Source organism: Parafilimonas sp. (assembly GCF_051953455.1).
GTDB lineage: Bacteria > Bacteroidota > Bacteroidia > Chitinophagales > Chitinophagaceae > Parafilimonas.
In genome coordinates this window covers 125,577-143,495 of record NZ_JBQCIT010000008.1, presented here as the reverse complement: position 1 = coordinate 143,495, position 17,919 = coordinate 125,577, and the positions used below count along the sequence as shown (strand labels likewise).

The window sequence follows — 17,919 nt, the reverse complement described above, 5'->3', positions numbered from 1 at the left end:
ATCAAGGCGCCTGAACGGATGTGTTACATATTATCCGGGGCCTGATCTTTTTATCACTTTTCCATGATGGGAAAAGTAAAGAATAACTCACGACAATTTTTTCTCAATCCAGAGTAAGATACAACAGCACATAAATACAACAAAAAAATAAAATGCAGGGATAATCTTTTTATTCAACTGACCATTCAATACTTCTTTATGCGATGATGCTTTACTCAATGCTGCATACGTGTATGTATCCTCCATATTTTGCAATGCGGTAATATTCTTCCAGGCACTTTTGTCAAACACATAGAACCAGGATGTATCGCCTCCTGATACAACAGCCTGCCATCCTTTTGTTTTGGGCCAATACATTCCTTTCCATTCAAAAGGCAAATAGGGCTGCGCAGCAAAAGCAACAAAGGTATTATTGATTGATGCCTGCAATGATTGTTGACGTACGGTTTCAACCGTTAATGCTGCGGGTTTATCAACTGCCGGAAATGCAGGAGATATATGCCACTGCCTGCTTACACTTTGCTTCCTTGCTGCATTGGCAATTAATGATGACCACAATAACTGATAACTTTTTTTATCACCGGACAACATCCAGTAATAACTATTTTTAAACGCGGAAAAAACGATGTTGCCGTTACCAAACACGCTGCGGCAGGCCAATATATTCCGTTTAGCATCAGTTATTAAAGCACGTGCACCATCATTTATTTTAATAAAAGCGGCATTTTCAACCGGCAATGAACTTATGGTATCATTACCTGTCAATTGCATCAAAAGTGTTTGTTTATTATGATTGGAAGAAGACACAACCGAGCAGTTATTCCTATAAAATAATGCAGGCTTTTCTGTGCTGTCTGTTTTAATGATGAGCCCCAGGCCTTTATCATTTACCTGGTTGTTTATATTAAACAGCTCCTGCCTGCTTAATGATGAAAGCGCTGCACCATCTGCAATCAATACATCGAATTGCTGCAATATACGAGGCGTTATTTGTGCTAAAGAGAATTGAGCAGTATCAAGAAAAGAATAATTGTACTTGCTTTTACTGATGGTTGTTCTTGCTGCCGCAACATAATTATTTTCAGACAGCCAGTTCTGCAAAAACTTATTTTCAAAATCAGGGTATGCAGCGAGCAATAATACCTTTAATGGCCGTGGCGATATAACTTCAAACGGCAACTGTTCATGCTCAAGCGTGTCTTTATTATTGGTTGCCACAATTTCATATACCGCCCTGCCGATAAATTTTGGTATCGTTTTTAATTCAAATGTTTGAGATTGATTTTGCCCGATAATAACCGAATCAAATGCGGCGCCAAAACTGCTTAAGGTTAACTTCACCGGCTTGCCGGCAGCGTTATTATATCTTCCTTGTATAATAAGTTGATCACCACTATTAACCTGTTTGTTATAATCAATTGCGGTTATGCCGTTGTCAATAACCGAAGGATGAAAAACAATATTGGAAGCCGGCATTGTTTGCCATTCATCTTCTGAAAGCCCGTAACCAAATACATGCAGCTTTGAAATGGCATCAGCCTGTTGTTCATATTGATCTTTTGTATAAACAACTGCATTTTTATTCTGCTTTAAAAAAAAATCAACGCTGTCTTTAATATAGCCATGCGTCAATAAAACAGCTTCATTACCGTCAATATTTTTTGTTGCATTATAATGAACAGGAATGGCAAGAAAAATAAGACTTACAGCAGCCAATACAGAAGCCACAATCCGCCAAACCAAATACGCTTTATTTGACCTACTTATTTCTTTAAAAACAAGAAAAACTGCAAGCAACAAGCAGGCGATAATGATGCTATATTCAAAAGCTGTCATGGCCTGTCTTTGTTAAGGTTGAGAAAATATTGCTGCGAAAGACTATTGCCATTAAGTGTTGCAGCCGGTGATGGTTTGGGGGAAGGCTGTGCAAGCATTTGCTGCAAGCCATGTTGTGCAGCATTTATATCTTTTAAACTGATATGTTGTTGCTGTTGAATTTGATTGAGTATGCTTTGATACGATTGCAATGCCTGCAAATATTTTCCCGGTGCAGCGGCAGCCTGTTGCTGCATTATCCGGCTGGCGGAAAACAGTAAAGCCAGCTCATCATTGTTTACAGTATTATTGGTTTTTAAATGTTCAAGAATGCTTAAAGCTTTTTGCGCATCGGTTATATGCATACCTTTTTGTTGTGTATTATTTTGTGTTGATGGAGAAATGACCTTATCCAGTTCGCCGGTTAATCTTGTTTCTGATTTTAAAGGCGGGGTTTTAATATTTGTTTTGGCCACATACACGCGGGATTGCTGCTGCAGGTCTTTCAATAACCGGAGGGCTTTATATTCAAATGGCAGTGCTTTTGCCGGTTTGAAAGTACGCAACTGAAGTTCTGCATTCCACATCTCCGTTAATACTGCTTTCAATTGCTTTTTTGTTTCGGCGTCAAAGAAAGTAGCATCTTCTGCAATATCATGTTTATGGGCAAACTGGTCGATAACAGCCTCTGCATTGCCAAAGTCGTTGCTATTATCTGTTAATTCCTGGTGTTCATCATGATCGTCATGTTCACCAATATTTGCTTCAAACTCCTCCCCCAGGAATTTTCCATAACGCAAACGCAGCAACTTTTGATCAATGCCCAGGTCATTGCTTTTGCTGTTAAACGCATCCGGCATAAGTGCGGGTTTATCTTTCAGTAATTGTTCGGTTTCAATTATAATCTGCCGCTGGCTTCTGAAATATTCAGGCTTAAGATTAATACCGTTAATCACGCCATCAAAACTCATAAGTTCTGCCGTGTCGGCAATGGAAATAATATATGTATCAGATTGCGTTTGCTGCTTATTGTTATCAATGGCCTGAATATATAAATACAATTCATCGCCGGGTTTCATACCAAGCGATGGTAAGTCTATCGTTTTCTTTAATGAATAGTTTTTGTTATGATCTGAAAAGCTGTTCGCAAATTTTATCGCATGCTCACTAAACTTCACTGCCTCGCCGCTACCGCTTGCAACCGTTGCCATGATAGATACATCATTAATGCCATAATCATCTGTTGCGGTTAATGAAACTGATGTACGTTGCGGTTCGCCAAAGTCAATAACAGTAGAAGGTTTTGGCGATTGAACTGTAATGGACAGCGGCTGGTCTTTTATCATTTCCAGCTTATACAGGTCTGACAAACTGCTGTCAAGCTGAACCTGGTAAAAGCCCTGTTGTTGTACTGATTTTTCACCGGACCAAATGGTATGCCCGCTATTAAGAGGACGCAGTTGCAATAGTGTTGTATCGCTAAATTTTAAGCTGATGTGCTGCACCGGTTTATTTGTTTCCAACTGCCATGATATAACTGCTCCTTCTGCTGCGGTTATATTAAAATCGTGCTGTGTTTGCAATTGTATATTGGTGTAAGCCGGTGATTTTATTTTTATGGTGAAAGAACCAATGGCAGGCAAAACTTTTTGTGGCTGAGACAAAGCAGTTCTTTGCAAATTATTTTCCTGTGATTGAAATGATGAAGGTGTAAGTAATAAATAAATAAGGATGGAAGTAATAAGCGATAACAATAAAACTATCGTTGCTGCTTTTAATTTCCTGTTTACGGGATGCGCCGTTGCCGTATACACTATATTACTTTTCAATTTGTTTAGCTGCATTTGTTCAAGCAGGTTAAGCGATGCGGCAGGTTTTAATAAAAGCCCGCTGCTTTCTTCAAATTGCGGAATATGCCTGTTTAAATAAATAATAACATCACGCTGTTTTATACGCCATGACCGCAACACAGCCATCATCAGTATAAATACAGCAAACCATGCTGGTATTATCCAAATAAATGAATACTGAAAGAACTGGTGCAAACAAGTAACAAATATTACAGCGAGGGCAAGTGCTATTAATGCAAGCGATAAAAGGTTAAGCGCTTTCCATTTTTTTTGCAGGAATGATATGACGGACACTTCCCTCATGCAGCAGCACCTGTTTTTGTTCTGAATGAAATAGTTCTTTCTGTGCAAAAAAGCAGGAATATAATCCACCAAAAAACATTTGAGACATCTTCTTTAGCTGGAATAATCTTCTTACTTGCATCTGCCTGAAATGCAGGTTGTATTTGCTTTTCATCCATTTCTCTTTTATCAGGATATAATTTATTTATGGCCGCAATTTGATCCTCAGCCAATAAATGCAACAACATGGAGGGAAAGGCATCGCTCCAAACAAGATCATTCCATTGTGGATTGAAGCGCGAATAGAAATTATATACATTGATATTATTATTCGCTTCATTCGTTAGCAAAGGATTGCCGAAACCATCTTTCCATATTTGCCTGGCTGGTTTACTTTTTAAAGAATCAACCATAATCATTTTATCAATGGCAATTGGCTTCTCCATTTCATACCCTCCACTGATAACTGAAGATTCATCAACCTCTTTTCCCTTCACATACCTGAAGATATTTTCGGCATTTATATTATCGGGAATTGCCTCATCGCTCAGCCAGAACATCCAGTTTGTTTTTTGGGGAAGATTGGCGATGCTATTCAATATTGTAATTTCTATATTTTGTTTTGTGAATCCTTTTATCGCATCAAGCGCAGCTTTAATATAGTTTGCATCCTGTTTATATTCACCCGGATAAATACTAATGTGCAACGCCGCTGTATCAACAACAACTGGCGGCTGGTTGTTATAAGCAATTAACGATTGTCCATTGTTTGATGATACAAAATATTCATCATTTTCTATTTTATCCGGTGGCACATCGTTATAGCTAAATATATTGCCCGAAGCGCTGCTGTTGCTCAGCATTACATGAATATCCCTGTCATTTCCCAACCACGCTTTCACTAATTGCTTCGTTGCGGTATCTGCAGTATAGGCAAACCATTTTACGTTAATATTTACCTGCGGCCTTTCACCTTTAAAATCCTTCAACCTGTTTGAAGTAAACGCATAAACAGGAAAAGATGCAGGTAACATATTATCGGCTTTTTTTATCAGCTTCCAATAAAATATGTCACGGACAGCAGTATCTTTTGAATTAAGCGCATCCCTTAAACTGGTTCGTTCAAAATCATCATCAAACTGATGCAATTCAAAACCTTTGTTCAACAACGAATCAATGGTAGTTTTAAAATGATTATAAACATCGCCTGTATTTTGTTTGTCTATTAAAATCCATCCCTGCCTGTTATTAAAACTTTGCTGCTTTACAGGCTTAGCCAATAACATTGCAAGCAGGATGATCAATAAGCAACGAAGTACCAAAAGCAGCCACTCGTTAATGCGAAGTGTTCTTGTATATTTCTTTGTACTTTTTTCAAGAAGCGCAATACTGCCAACAGGAAAAGCCCTGCCTTCTTTGATATTCCAGAAGTGAATAGCAATGGGAATAATGATTCCGCCGCTTGCGTAAAGCCATATCGGTTGTAAAAAATTCAACAATAGTTAAACAAAATTTTTTTGCCTTTGCGTTAAAAAATCCCGTAGCGATTTATCCAATGGTTCAGCCATGCTTACCAGCCTGTAATAAATATGCTTATCCAGCAGGTTCATGCGCACGCCGGATAAATATTGCTGCAGCTTTTCTTCATACAACTTTCTTGTTTCTCGTGTATTGATGCTGATCTTTTCACCCGTTTCCAAATCCTGTACAGCCGTATAATTACCGTAATTCAATGCAAGTTCATTCTCACCCATGAGATGAAACACAATTATATCATGCTTCAGCGAAGACAAGACCTCCAGTAATTTTGTTATCTCCTTATCCTGCTCATACATATCGGTAATAAAAACAAGTAATTCCCTTTTATGTTCACCGGTAAATATGTGTTTATAATGAATGGCGTCCGTAAATTTTCCTGAAGGCTGTATGTTTTGTAACTGGTAAAAAAACCTGGAAAGATGCTGCGCATCTTTTCTCGCTGCCAATGAAAATAACCCGCCTTCCTTAAACACATACAAGCCAATGGCATCGCCTTGTAATTGTGCGAGATATGCCAGTGCAGCCGCCATATATTTTGCATAATCAATTTTGCTTATGCCGTTATCTTCATGCAGCATGGAGCGGCTTGCATCAATTAAAAAACGAACTGAAATACTTGTCTCCATTTCCGATTCGCGTATATAATAACGGTCGCTGCGGGCATACATTTTCCAGTCGAGCCATCGTAAATCATCGCCGGGCTGATAGCTTCTGTATTGACTGAACTCAAGCCCTGCACCTTTTACATTACTTTTATTAATACCACTCATAAAACCATCCACTGCTTTTTTTGCAGCGAGTGAAAGGTCTTTGATAGCCATTAATGTTTTGGGATGTAAAAGATTGTTCACTTGTATTTTTTTCTTTAAATAGAAGATAATTTTCATTTATGCCTGGTTACTTTCTTTGCCTTAATGCAAAAAAAGTAACCCCCGCCTGACAGATGTCAATCGGGCAGGAAAGAAAAATCAAGAAGAAATCATATTCAGCACATTTTTTCCTGTGCCTTTATTTAGCTTTGTGCTTATGACTTTTCGGCTGTTGGTCTTGATATTTACTTCAACCAATGTATAGTCTTTGAAGGTTTAAAATTAAAATTTGGCTACTGACGTTCACGTTTCACTTTAATCATCCCAACGCTGTTTTGCTGCGTGCTATTTCTTTCAACAATATTTCCGTTACATTATCTGAATTGATCTGTTCCGCTTCAGCTTTAAAGTTCATTAATATGCGATGGCGTAAAACGGGCGCTGCCATTGCCTGGATATCTTCCATAACAACCGCATAACGGCCTTTTAATAAAGCGCGTGATTTAGCCGTTAATATCAACGCCTGCCCTGCACGCGGGCCGGCGCCCCATCGCACCCATTCCTTCACATAATTTACCGTTGTATCACCAGGACGCGTTGCCCTTATCAGGGATGCAACATATTGCACCAGGTCTTCGCTTATATGCACATCACGCACAAGTGTTTGTAATTGTTGTATTTCATCAGCGCTTAATACAGCCTGCACATTGCTTACACGATTGCCGGTTGTATTGCTTAAAATATCAGTTTCTTCTTTTGCGGAAGGATAACCTATTTTGATGTATAATAAAAACCTGTCGAGCTGCGCTTCAGGCAAAGGATAGGTGCCTGCCTGTTCAATGGGGTTCTGCGTAGCAAGAATAAAGAAAGGCTTATCTAATTTATAGGTTTGGCCGCCATAGGTTATTTCAAATTCCTGCATGGCTTCCAGCAGGGCGGATTGCGTTTTGGGCGGCGTACGGTTTATTTCATCCGCCAGTACAATGTTGGCAAACAACGGGCCTTTATTGAATTTAAAAAAACGCTTGCCGGTGGTATGGTCTTCTTCCAAAATTTCTGTACCAAGAATATCTGTGGGCATTAAATCCGGGGTGAATTGTATTCTTCTGAATGATAAATGCAGTGCCTGCGCAATTGTACGCACCATCAATGTTTTTGCAAGGCCGGGCACACCTTCCAAGAGGCAATGACCGCCTGCAAAAAGTGTAACTAATATTTCATCAATTACATTCTCCTGGCCCACTATTACTTTTTGAATTTCCTGCTTTAGCTGCGCTGTTTTGGCCGTTAATTCCCGCACCGTATTTTCTGTTATTTCCTGCATGTGTATTTTGAATGGGTTCAATTTATTGCATAATAAAAATAAAATGAACATAAACATTGCATATCTCAAAAAATTACATGACTGGTTTTAAAGATGATAACCCAATATGCACTTTCCTGCTTCTTCAATCTCACAAAATCATGATCCAAACAACCAAACAAATAAAAAAATATGCAAGCATATTTTTTGTTTGTATAATTGGGGCAATGCATAACGCAACATTCACTTTCGTAAGGCTTCGTTATCGTTCAGGCGACTGGGATACAGACCAGCGCATGCCCGCCAATATACTCAACTCTTTACTCGAATACACTACTATTCCCATTAACATGACGGAAAGGGTAATTGACCTTTCAAACGATGAAATCTTTCAATATCCTTTTTGTTATATAAGCGGTCATAAACTGGTGCAGTTTGATAAGAAAGAAGCTTCCAATTTTAAGCAGTATATTGAAAACGGCGGTTTTGTTTTTGCGGATGATTGCAACCATGATATTGATGGATTGTTTGCAAAATCGTTTGAAGCACAGACAGCAAGCCTGTTTGGAAAAGATGCTTTGAAAAAAATTCCCAATACACACGAGATATATCATTCCTTTTTCGAGTTTGAAAAGGGGCCGCCTGCTACTTCTTTTGAACTAAATGGATGGGGCGACGACCTGGTACATGATTACCTGAAAGCCATTGAAATAAATGGCCGTATTGGTTTACTATACAGCAACAAAGATTATGGCTGCGAGTGGGATTATGATTACCGCAACAAGCGTTTTCTATCTGAAGACAATACAAAATTTGGCGTAAACATTATTATGTATGCAATGAATGCATGATATACCGCCAGTTACCGGCATAACCAGGTTTAGTGGCCATATAAGTTTTAAACGCTGCCGCCTGCTTTTAATTGAATAACACAAACCGGCGCTGAAAATATGGAACGATATATGCTTATTCAATGGATTAATTCAACATAACCATGAAGCAAAAAAAATATTTAATTGCAGCGGGTGCTGCACTGGCAACGGCCGGCATTGCTTATTTTATATTGCAGGCTAAAAAAACAATCCCTGCCGGCGTGAATGCTATAACAGATTTTGATAAAGAAAAATATATGGGCAGGTGGTATGAAATTGCAAGGCTCGATTTTTATTGGGAAAAAGGCCTGCAAAATGTAACGGCCGACTATTCTTTAAACACTAATGGGTCTATAAAAGTAATAAACAGCGGCTATGATGTTAAAAACAACAAATGGAAGACCTCTGAAGGCAAGGCAAAGTTTGTGGATGATGAAACTACAGGCCAGCTAAAAGTTTCTTTTTTTGGTCCCTTTTATTCCGGGTATAATATTATTGCCATCGATAAGGAATATAAATATGCGCTGGTGGCAGGGCATAATTTAAATTATTTATGGCTGCTTTCAAGAGAAAAGACAATGCCTGAAAATATTACGAGCGAATATTTATTCATTGCACAAACTGCCGGCGTCCCCATTGAAGACCTGGTATGGACAAGACAAAACTGACCAATAACTGCCAGCGGGAACGCAGGTACAATTCATAACCCTGAAATACCAATTCATCATAAATTTATTTTCTAATTGAATAGTATTTATTTCTTTTACCCTTTAATCAAAAACATCTAAAAACCATTAAAACAACCAAGATGAAAAAACTGTTAACACTTGCAGCCATTGCATTGTTTGCTTTTTCAGGTAACCTTAAAGCGCAAAAAATTAAAGTATTGGAAGGAAGCATTGATGCCGTTAAAGCAGAATCAAGCATCAACTTAGAATATACTTACGATAACATGAGCGTAGGCAAATTTGACAAGGAAGAAGATTATATAGCCAAGAAAAAAGAAGACTACAATAACAAAGAAGCCGGCAGGGGCGATACCTGGGCCAAAGCCTGGGTGGATGACAGGAAAAGCCGTTTTGAACCAAAATTTGAAGAGCTTTTTACTGAGTACAGTGATAAATCGAACAGCAAGAAAGCTAAATACACTTTAATCTTTAAAACCATCTTTACCGAACCGGGATATAATGTTGGTGTAATGCGTAAAAATGCCCAGATAAATGCCATTGCATTAATTGTGGAAACAGCAAACCCCGCCAATGTAATTGCAAAAATTTCTGTTGATAAAGCTTTGGGCAGAACTTTTGGCGGTTATGATTTTGATACCGGCGGAAGGATTGCAGAAGCCTATGCCGATGCTGGCAAAGCCCTGGGTAAATATTTAAAATAACGTGCTGTGCTCTTAAATTATGTAAAGGATGGTCGAATCGTCATTTCGACGAAAGGGGAAACCTCTATTTTATTATGAAATTTATAACTGTGCAGAGATGTCTCGTTACCTCGACATGACGAATTAAGAAAGTTATTTAATTGATGCTCTCTAAAATTTTAATAGCACAACAGGTTTAAAATAATAAAACCTATATATTAATTGCAAAGCCACTTATATAAGTGGCTTTGTTGTATACACAGGTTCCGTTTTGTCGCGCTAATACTTTCATTTACCTATTTTTTTATATAATTAACCGACTGGTTGTTTTTCTTTTTTATGACAACAGATAGCTTGCACTTCTAAAATTTAGAACTATGGATACACTGGTTTTTGTTCGCGTATTATGGTGCTGTATTGCTTTTGGCTGGCTGCTGGTTTCATTAGGTGCAAAAAGAAAATATTAGGTTATAGCCAACTGCCAGGTTAAGCTATCTTCGCATGGCATCTTATTCGCAGGCAACAGCCTGCATTTACGCCACACAGCATGCACGAACTTCAGGAACATATCAATCGCTTTATTACTATCAGCAGTGAAGAACTTAATGAAGTGCTGCAATATTTCATCCCTTTACAATTTAAAAAGAAACAAAACCTTTTAACCGAAGGCAACATTTGCAAAAACAATTACTTTACGGTTAAGGGCTGCCTTCGCCTGTTTTTTATTAACGAAAAAGGCATCGAACAAACCACGCAGTTTGCCATAGAAAACTGGTGGCTGGCCGATTATACTTCTTTTGAAAAACAGCAGCCATCATTATATAATATACAGGCCGTTGAAAAAAGCAATGTGCTGGCCTTAAGTTATACCAATCAGGAAAAATTACTGCAGCAGCATCCTGTTATGGAAAGGTATTTCCGGCTTATACATCAACGCGCCCATGCAGCAGCACAGTTCAGGATAAAAAGTTTATATAGTCTTTCAAGGGAGGAACTGTACAAACTGTTCAGCAGCGCTTATCCTGAATTCGTGCAACGCATTCCGCAATATTTATTAGCATCTTTTCTTGGCTTTTCACCCGAATATTTAAGCGAGATACGGCGCAAAACAATTTCTTAAACCAGTTTAAGCAACCACCACTCCGGTCTTTAATAGCTTTGCTCTATTAAAATAAAAAATATCATGGAACAAAGAGTAAACATTGCTACAATTTTTCCCGAGGCATACAAAGGCATGTATGCATTAGTTACAGCCTTGAACAAAACTGCATTAACACCTATACAAAAAGAGTTGATTAAAATACGGGCATCCCAAATAAACCATTGCGCATTTTGTTTGAATATGCATACAAAAGATGCATTGAAATATGGCGAAACGCAGCAGCGTATTTTCTTGCTGGATGCATGGCGTGAAACAGATTTATTTACCCCTGAAGAAAAAGCAATGCTGGCATTAACGGAAGAAGTAACGCTCATAAGCCAGCATGGTGTTTCAGATGCTGTTTATAAAGAAGCGCAGCAATATTTTAGCGATGAACAAATAGCACATATCATAATGGCAGTTGTACTGATCAATGCCTGGAACCGCATTAGCGTAAGCACCTTAGTGCCAATCGCAGATTAAAGAATTTATCGGTTTAAACAATACAAACGGCACCGGAATTATTGCGGTGCCGTTTAATTTTACTTATAAGACTAACTTATTAAAGCCTGTTTACAATTTACATTTTTTCTTTCTTCATTCTCGTCTATATTCGCCGCCCTTAAAAGTTTTGTGATGAAAGAATTCAGGCAACAGATAGCAGTTTCATTAAACGTAAAGCCCGGGCAAGTTGAGGCCGTATTAACCTTATTTGAAGAAGGCGCAACCATACCATTTATTGCACGGTACAGGAAAGATAAAACCGGCGGATTGGATGAAGTGCAGATTCAAAAAATCCAGGACGAAGCCAAAGCTTTAAAAGAATTTACCGAACGCAGAACATTCATAGAAAAAACCATTACCGAGCAGGGCAAAATGACGGATACCCTGCAGGATAAACTTAATAAAGCCACAACACTGGCCGAACTGGAAGATATTTATCTTCCCTATAAACCTAAGCGTAAAACAAAAGCACAAACGGCAAGGGAGAATGGGCTTGAGCCACTGTCCCTGCTACTACTTGAACAAACAGAAACCAACCTTGCCGCGGTAGCTGCAAAATATATTAATGATAATGTAAAAGATGCCGATGCAGCCTTGCAGGGCGCAAGGGATATTATTGCCGAAACCATTAATGAAGATGATAAGGTGCGTGCTAAAATGCGCAAACTGTTTGAAGATACGGCAACGCTGCAAAGCAAGGTTTTGGAAGATAAGAAAGCAGAAGCGGCGAAGTATAAAGACTATTTCGATTTCAGCGAGCCAATTCATAAAGTGCCATCACATAGAATACTGGCAGTGTTGCGTGGTTTCCTCGAAGGTTTTTTACGCATGAGCATTGCGCCCGGTGAAGAAGAAGCTTTGTATTTAATAGAAGATTTGTATATCAAGAATAGTTTAAACAGTTCTGTTGAGCAGGTAAAAAAAGCCATCAAAGATGCATACCGCCGTCTGCTGCAGCCAAGCCTTGAATCAGAGTTTCGCACGGGATTAAAAACCAGGGCGGATGAAGAGGCCATTAATGTGTTTGCAGAAAACCTGCGCCAGTTATTGTTAAGTGCACCGCTTGGCAGCAAAAGAATATTAGCAATTGATCCCGGTTACCGCACCGGTTGTAAAGTGGTTTGCCTGGATGAAAAAGGAACATTATTGCACAACGATCTTATTTATGTGCATGAGCCTAACCGTTTAAATGACAGCAGCTATAAAATAAGATCGCTCGTTGAAAAATATAAGATACAGGTTTTTGCTATTGGCGATGGTACCGCCGGCCGCGAAACGGAACAATTCATTAAACAGCTCAATTTAAACCTGCCGGTATTTTTAGTGAATGAAGACGGGGCATCTGTTTATTCTGCCAGCGAAACAGCGCGGGAAGAATTCCCGGATTATGATGTAACCGTTCGTGGCGCGGTAAGTATTGGAAGACGATTAATGGACCCATTGGCAGAGCTGGTAAAGATTGATCCCAAAAGTATTGGCGTTGGCCAATACCAGCACGATGTAAACCAGTTTCGTTTGAAAGAAAAACTGGATGCCACAGTTGTAAGTTGTGTAAATGCGGTTGGTGTAAACCTTAATACAGCGTCCAAACATTTGCTGGGTTATGTAAGCGGCATTGGCAGTTCGCTTGCAGAAAATATTATTCAATACAGGAATGAAACCGGCGGCTTTAATAACCGTAACGAATTATTAAAAGTGCCGCGGCTTGGCAACAAAGCATTTGAACAATGTGCAGGTTTTTTAAAAGTGCAAAACAGCAGCAACCCGCTTGATGCAAGCACCGTACATCCTGAAGCGTATAAGATTGTTGAACATATTGCATCAGATTTAAAAGTGGATGTGCGGTCGCTTATAGGCAATGAAGCCTTGCTTAAAGGTATTCAGCCTAAAAAATATGCTACGGAAGAAATTGGCGAGCTTACCATTCAGGATATTTTAAAAGAACTCAACAAACCCGGCCTTGACCCGCGCAGCGAACTCGAACAATTTGAATTTGCACAAATCTATAAAATTGAAGAAGTGCATCCCGGTATGGTAGTGCCCGGCGTTGTAACCAATCTTACGCGTTTCGGCGCTTTTGTTGACATTGGTGTAAAGCAGGATGGCCTTGTGCATGTGAGCGAAATAGCGCATAAATATATCAGCGATCCTGCTGAGGTTTTAAAGCTCAACGATAAGGTAATGGTAAAAGTGCTGGAAGTGGATATTCCCCGCAGCCGCATTGCGCTCTCCATCAAACAAACGCAGGAAGCGCCGGCAAGGCCGCAGCACCCACATCAAAACACCAACCGTTCACAACATAACCGCAGGAAGGAAGATCTTTCTTCAATGAATGTAAACGATGCATTGGCTGCATTAAAGAAGAAGTTTGGAAAATAGGAATTTGGAATAAAGAATATACAAAACCTACTGCTTTAGCTTTGAATGAATAAGCGAAATCTTCTTAAAAATGTTTCTTAATCCTGGTTTAAAGATTATCGCAAATTGGCCTTATTTTAAAAAATTGTTCAGGTAGCTTAAAATTGTTGCTGTCTGCATCACCAGGCTCACATGGCCTTGTGCAGGAACAATAGCCAATTGTGATTTTGGCATTGGCTGCATATCAGCAGTAATGCCGCCACCTAATAACTTATAGGTTTTCATCAATTCAATTTTATCCAGGCCATCATTATCACCGGATATGATTAACACAGGGGCAGTAATTTTCGCAATATTAGAATCACCCAGGTCAAACGGCGTCTTTGCAAAGGCAATCATCTGCTCTATGAAATTTGCCCACTTTGTAGTATCAGGCGCCACCGCATCGTATGCGGTTTTCATAGGGGTATTCAAAAAGAATTCAGGCTTCCATGTTTTAAATGCATCGTTTACTTCAGGCAGCCAGCCGCTGCTTTTATAAGTAGAAGAAATAATTACCAACTTTCTTAACCGCTCAGGATGTTGTATAGCAAAAGCATAAGCTACAGAGCCGCCCATGCTATATCCTACAATATCTGCACTGTCAATTTTCAGGTAATCCATTACGCCTGCCACATCACTTGCCAAAGCAGCATGCGATAATGTTCTGTCTGAGTACTGGGTATGCCCGTGCCCCTGCAATTCAATGGCAATTACTTTCCGGGTTTTTGATAGTTCAGGAATCAGTTCACTCCAGTTCCCGTTAATGGTCATGAAAGCGCCATGCAATAAAACCATAGGCCGGCCTTCGCCATATACTTCGTAGTAAACTTTAATGCCGTTAACAGGTGCGTAGCCGCTGCTGGCAGGTTGGATTTGTTGCCCGTTTGACCGAAACGCTGTAAACACAATTGCAATCAGCAATATTGATTTAAGCAGGTTATTGGTTTTGTATAACTTTTTCATAATGTTTGTTTGAATTTAATTGATAAAGCAAAACTAAAATTCACTTCAGGAGCTGGCGTGGTGTAACAGCGACAACTTAGGGTATGAATTGCGTCAAAGCAGGCCTGTTATGTACGCATCCCGGTTACTCAACTTATATAATTCTTAAATACAAGCGCCATAAAAATGATAAGATTAAACAGGCTGCTATGCTTCAACAGCAACAATCATTGCGCAAAAAAAATTATTTTAATCATTCCTGCAGTTACAGGCTTGTTCATTCACCTTTATATATTCCTGCAAAAAACTATGTATTGAAAGTTTGCCAACAGCGATCATTACGATTCTGTGCTTACCGGCATCCTGGGTTTTACTTACCCGGTTTATTTGCTGATGATAACTTTAATAACATTTGCCTTTATACAAAGTGCATGGGTTTTCTTCTGCTCCTGGTTCTGCCTTTTACCGCATGGAGTTATGTTCAGCTAAAAAAACAATTAGACAGATTGTAACACATATTTTTCATCTTTATTAAACTGAACAGCTTACCAAAAATAAATTGAACAGCTTCAACTGTTTATAAATACTTTTAAGGCCGAAAATTATAAGCTCATGAAATACTTTCTTAAAAATTGCACAGGCATTTTATTAATTATGTTTTTATTCAACCTGCATGTGCATGCACAAAGCTGGGTTTCCTTATTCGATGGTAAATCTTTAAACGGCTGGAAAGTGGGCGATAATGCTTCAACATTCAGCGTTGACAGCGGCAGGATTAAAGTGAATGGTAAAACAGCCCATTTATTTTATGAAGGGCCTGTCAACAATCACAACTTTAAAAATTTTGAGTTTAAGGCAGATGTAATGACAAGAGCCCATTCCAATTCAGGCATTTATTTTCATACGCAGTTTCAGCAGGGTGGCTGGCCAGAGAAGGGCTATGAAGTGCAGGTAAATAATTCACACACAGACTGGCGCAGGACGGGAAGTTTATATGGTATTGATGATGTGAAAGAAGTAATAGCGCCCGATGATGTTTGGTTTACAGAATATATAAAAGTGCAGGGCAAGCATATTATTATAAAGATTAACGATAAAACGGTGGTGGATTATACCGAGCCTGATAATATTGAAAAGCCGGCAAACGGTATAGGCAGGTTCTTGTCAAACGGCACTTTTGCGCTGCAGGGCCACGATCCCGGAAGCACCGTCTATTTTAAAAATATTATGGTAAAGCCACTTGCCGATTAATGGCATATGCCATTTGTCTTTATAACTTTATAATTGCATGGTTTGCAGGTTAAATATTCATTTTAAACCACAGCCATGCTTTTATTTTTCAGGGTTATTATTTGAAATATTAAAAATAAATTTGCTGCATGGCAAGAATAAGAACTGCAAAAGATGTATCGCGGAAAGAAGTGATATTAAAAGCGGCCGCTGCGCTTTTTCACGCAAAAGGATATAAGGCGGCCAGCATGCGCGACCTTGCCGAAATGGTGGGCGTTGAAGCAGCAAGTTTATATAATCATATACGCTCCAAAACAGAGCTGCTGCACGATATATGTTTTAATGTAGCCAATGTGTTTTGGGAGCATTTGAATAAAGTTGAAGTATCCGATGGCCGGCCCATTGAAAAACTTGAAACGCTGCTGCGCTTTCACATAAAACAAATGATTGAAAACTTCCAGGAAGTTTATATAAGCGACAGGGAATGGCGCTATCTCACAGACCCTTATCTTTCAAATTATCAAAACCAGCGCCGTACTTACCGCAAACGCTTTGCCGCCATTATTGAACAAGGTATTGAAAAAGGCGAGATCAATAAGATTGATGCCTCCACGGCTGTGCTTATTGTTTTGCATGCCGTAAGCGGCATTGAAAGCTGGCACCGCAGTAAAATAAAAGTAAGCGGCGAAGAACTGGAAGAAAACATGATTACCATTTTAATTGATGGTTTAAAGAAATAACAGGCATGCATGTCAACACACTTTGAGAAACTGCTTGTAAAAGAAGTGCGGCGCGAAACAGAAGACTGTGTTTCAGTTTTACTGGAAGTACCTCAAAACCTGCAGGAAAAATTTGCTTATCAGCCAGGCCAGCATATAACACTGCGCACCTTTATTAACAATGAAGAAATAAGAAGGTCTTATTCGCTCTGCAGTTCGCCTTTGCATAAAGAATGGCGCATCGCTGTGAAAAAAGTTGATGGCGGCATCTTTTCTGAGTTTGCCAACAACATTCTAAAGCCCGGTGATACCATTGAGTTAATGCCGCCAATGGGGCATTTTATTTTACCGGAAACAAATGATGCGAAACACTTTGTATGCTTTGCTGCAGGCAGTGGCATAACACCTGTTCTATCCATTATTAAAACAGGGCTGGCACAGCAACCGCACAGCCATTTTACTTTGATCTATGGCAACCGCACAAGGCAATCCATTATTTTTAAAGAAGAAATAGAAGCGCTGAAAAACAAGTTCATGAGCCGGTTTCAGCTTGTGCATATTTTAAGCCGTGAACATACAGAAGCGCCATTAAATGAAGGCAGGATTGATATTTCAAAATGTGAACAGATATTCAACAGTGTGGCTTCCTTAAAAGCAGATGCCTTTTTTATTTGCGGGCCGGCAGCAATGATATTTTCTTTAAAAGACTGGCTGCTGTCAAAAGGCGTTGCTGAAAATAAAATCTATTTTGAGCTGTTCAATACTGCTCCTTTTAATGCAACAAAAAAAACACAACCGGAAAAACTTAAAGAAGATGTAGCGCAGGTCACGCTGCAGCTTGATGGCATAAGCTTCAGCCTCAGCCTGCCCTATAATGGCATGAGCATTTTAGACGCCGCCTTACAGCAGGGCGCCGATGCACCTTATTCCTGCAAGAGCGGTGTTTGCACCACCTGCAAGGCAAAGCTGGTAAAGGGCGAAGTTGAAATGGATGTAAACTATGGCCTCATGGCCGAAGAAGTTGAACAGGGTTTTATTCTCACCTGCCAAAGCCACCCCCGCACAAAAGAGGTGATGATTGATTTTGATGTGAAGTAATATATGCGAGTTGTCAGTGGTGAAAGATGAATAACCCTCTTAAACA

15 protein-coding genes are annotated in these 17,919 nt (G+C 39.3%); 9 read left to right on the top strand and 6 right to left on the bottom strand.

All coding sequences use genetic code 11. From position 1 onward, the window contains the following. Positions 1-87 precede the first annotated feature (87 nt). The 5 genes from ACTHN6_RS02715 to ACTHN6_RS02695 form a co-directional block, all read right to left on the bottom strand. Positions 88-1,836, bottom strand: coding sequence for a hypothetical protein (locus ACTHN6_RS02715; RefSeq protein ID WP_440434174.1), 1,749 nt, complete (start codon positions 1,834-1,836; stop codon positions 88-90). Continuing rightward, positions 1,833-3,968 (bottom strand): hypothetical protein, encoded by a 2,136-nt coding sequence (locus tag ACTHN6_RS02710; RefSeq protein ID WP_440434173.1) that lies wholly within the window; start codon positions 3,966-3,968, stop codon positions 1,833-1,835. The genes ACTHN6_RS02715 and ACTHN6_RS02710 overlap by 4 nt, the downstream gene beginning before the upstream one ends. Next, on the bottom strand, positions 3,965-5,443 hold the full coding sequence (locus tag ACTHN6_RS02705; RefSeq protein ID WP_440434172.1) for a BatA domain-containing protein: 1,479 nt from the start codon (positions 5,441-5,443) through the stop codon (positions 3,965-3,967). Before ACTHN6_RS02705 ends, ACTHN6_RS02710 begins: the two co-directional genes overlap by 4 nt. Before the next feature lie 6 nt (positions 5,444-5,449). After that, positions 5,450-6,373: a DUF58 domain-containing protein gene (locus tag ACTHN6_RS02700; RefSeq protein WP_440434171.1), complete on the bottom strand. Its 924-nt coding sequence runs from the start codon at positions 6,371-6,373 to the stop codon at positions 5,450-5,452. Positions 6,374-6,614: 241 nt separating this feature from the next. Continuing rightward, entirely contained in the window at positions 6,615-7,619 is a 1,005-nt protein-coding gene (locus tag ACTHN6_RS02695) for an AAA family ATPase (RefSeq protein WP_440434170.1), read from the bottom strand. 206 nt (positions 7,620-7,825) lie between these two features. On the opposite strand from ACTHN6_RS02695, the gene ACTHN6_RS02690 reads away from it, so the two are divergent. From ACTHN6_RS02690 to ACTHN6_RS02665, 6 genes are all read left to right on the top strand, one after another. After that, entirely contained in the window at positions 7,826-8,449 is a 624-nt protein-coding gene (locus ACTHN6_RS02690) for a DUF4159 domain-containing protein (protein ID WP_440434169.1), read from the top strand. A 143-nt stretch (positions 8,450-8,592) separates the two neighbouring features. Next, complete coding sequence (locus ACTHN6_RS02685) at positions 8,593-9,138, top strand: lipocalin family protein (RefSeq protein WP_440434168.1); 546 nt, start codon at positions 8,593-8,595, stop codon at positions 9,136-9,138. Positions 9,139-9,278: 140 nt separating this feature from the next. Beyond that, on the top strand, positions 9,279-9,860 hold the full coding sequence (locus ACTHN6_RS02680) for a hypothetical protein (RefSeq protein WP_440434167.1): 582 nt from the start codon (positions 9,279-9,281) through the stop codon (positions 9,858-9,860). Positions 9,861-10,386: 526 nt separating this feature from the next. After that, positions 10,387-10,959, top strand: coding sequence for a Crp/Fnr family transcriptional regulator (locus ACTHN6_RS02675; protein ID WP_440434166.1), 573 nt, complete (start codon positions 10,387-10,389; stop codon positions 10,957-10,959). A 63-nt stretch (positions 10,960-11,022) separates the two neighbouring features. Beyond that, entirely contained in the window at positions 11,023-11,463 is a 441-nt protein-coding gene (locus ACTHN6_RS02670; RefSeq protein ID WP_440434165.1) for a carboxymuconolactone decarboxylase family protein, read from the top strand. A gap of 153 nt (positions 11,464-11,616) precedes the next feature. Then, on the top strand, positions 11,617-13,863 hold the full coding sequence (locus ACTHN6_RS02665; protein ID WP_440434164.1) for a Tex family protein: 2,247 nt from the start codon (positions 11,617-11,619) through the stop codon (positions 13,861-13,863). A 111-nt stretch (positions 13,864-13,974) separates the two neighbouring features. On the opposite strand, the gene ACTHN6_RS02660 is transcribed toward ACTHN6_RS02665, so the two are convergent. Next, positions 13,975-14,847, bottom strand: coding sequence for an alpha/beta fold hydrolase (locus tag ACTHN6_RS02660; protein WP_440434163.1), 873 nt, complete (start codon positions 14,845-14,847; stop codon positions 13,975-13,977). A 591-nt stretch (positions 14,848-15,438) separates the two neighbouring features. Between ACTHN6_RS02660 and ACTHN6_RS02655 the strand changes: the two genes are divergently transcribed. From ACTHN6_RS02655 to paaE, 3 genes are all read left to right on the top strand, one after another. Then, positions 15,439-16,077, top strand: a complete 639-nt coding sequence (locus ACTHN6_RS02655) for a 3-keto-disaccharide hydrolase (RefSeq protein WP_440434162.1) — start codon at positions 15,439-15,441, stop codon at positions 16,075-16,077. 128 nt (positions 16,078-16,205) lie between these two features. Then, positions 16,206-16,796, top strand: a complete 591-nt coding sequence (locus ACTHN6_RS02650; RefSeq protein WP_440434161.1) for a TetR/AcrR family transcriptional regulator — start codon at positions 16,206-16,208, stop codon at positions 16,794-16,796. A 9-nt stretch (positions 16,797-16,805) separates the two neighbouring features. Continuing rightward, entirely contained in the window at positions 16,806-17,873 is a 1,068-nt protein-coding gene (paaE, locus tag ACTHN6_RS02645; protein WP_440434160.1) for a 1,2-phenylacetyl-CoA epoxidase subunit PaaE, read from the top strand. The last annotated feature ends 46 nt before the right edge of the window (positions 17,874-17,919 follow it).

Coding starts and splice junctions, on each gene's coding strand:
- ACTHN6_RS02685 (WP_440434168.1), top strand. CDS start 8,593: ATGAAGCAAAAAAAATATTTAATTGCAGCGGGTGCTGCACTGGCAACG.
- ACTHN6_RS02700 (WP_440434171.1), bottom strand. CDS start 6,373: ATGAAAATTATCTTCTATTTAAAGAAAAAAATACAAGTGAACAATCTT.
- paaE (WP_440434160.1), top strand. CDS start 16,806: ATGTCAACACACTTTGAGAAACTGCTTGTAAAAGAAGTGCGGCGCGAA.
- ACTHN6_RS02670 (WP_440434165.1), top strand. CDS start 11,023: ATGGAACAAAGAGTAAACATTGCTACAATTTTTCCCGAGGCATACAAA.
- ACTHN6_RS02695 (WP_440434170.1), bottom strand. CDS start 7,619: ATGCAGGAAATAACAGAAAATACGGTGCGGGAATTAACGGCCAAAACA.
- ACTHN6_RS02715 (WP_440434174.1), bottom strand. CDS start 1,836: ATGACAGCTTTTGAATATAGCATCATTATCGCCTGCTTGTTGCTTGCA.
- ACTHN6_RS02650 (WP_440434161.1), top strand. CDS start 16,206: ATGGCAAGAATAAGAACTGCAAAAGATGTATCGCGGAAAGAAGTGATA.
- ACTHN6_RS02675 (WP_440434166.1), top strand. CDS start 10,387: ATGCACGAACTTCAGGAACATATCAATCGCTTTATTACTATCAGCAGT.
- ACTHN6_RS02680 (WP_440434167.1), top strand. CDS start 9,279: ATGAAAAAACTGTTAACACTTGCAGCCATTGCATTGTTTGCTTTTTCA.
- ACTHN6_RS02690 (WP_440434169.1), top strand. CDS start 7,826: ATGCATAACGCAACATTCACTTTCGTAAGGCTTCGTTATCGTTCAGGC.
- ACTHN6_RS02660 (WP_440434163.1), bottom strand. CDS start 14,847: ATGAAAAAGTTATACAAAACCAATAACCTGCTTAAATCAATATTGCTG.
- ACTHN6_RS02665 (WP_440434164.1), top strand. CDS start 11,617: ATGAAAGAATTCAGGCAACAGATAGCAGTTTCATTAAACGTAAAGCCC.
- ACTHN6_RS02655 (WP_440434162.1), top strand. CDS start 15,439: ATGAAATACTTTCTTAAAAATTGCACAGGCATTTTATTAATTATGTTT.
- ACTHN6_RS02710 (WP_440434173.1), bottom strand. CDS start 3,968: ATGAGGGAAGTGTCCGTCATATCATTCCTGCAAAAAAAATGGAAAGCG.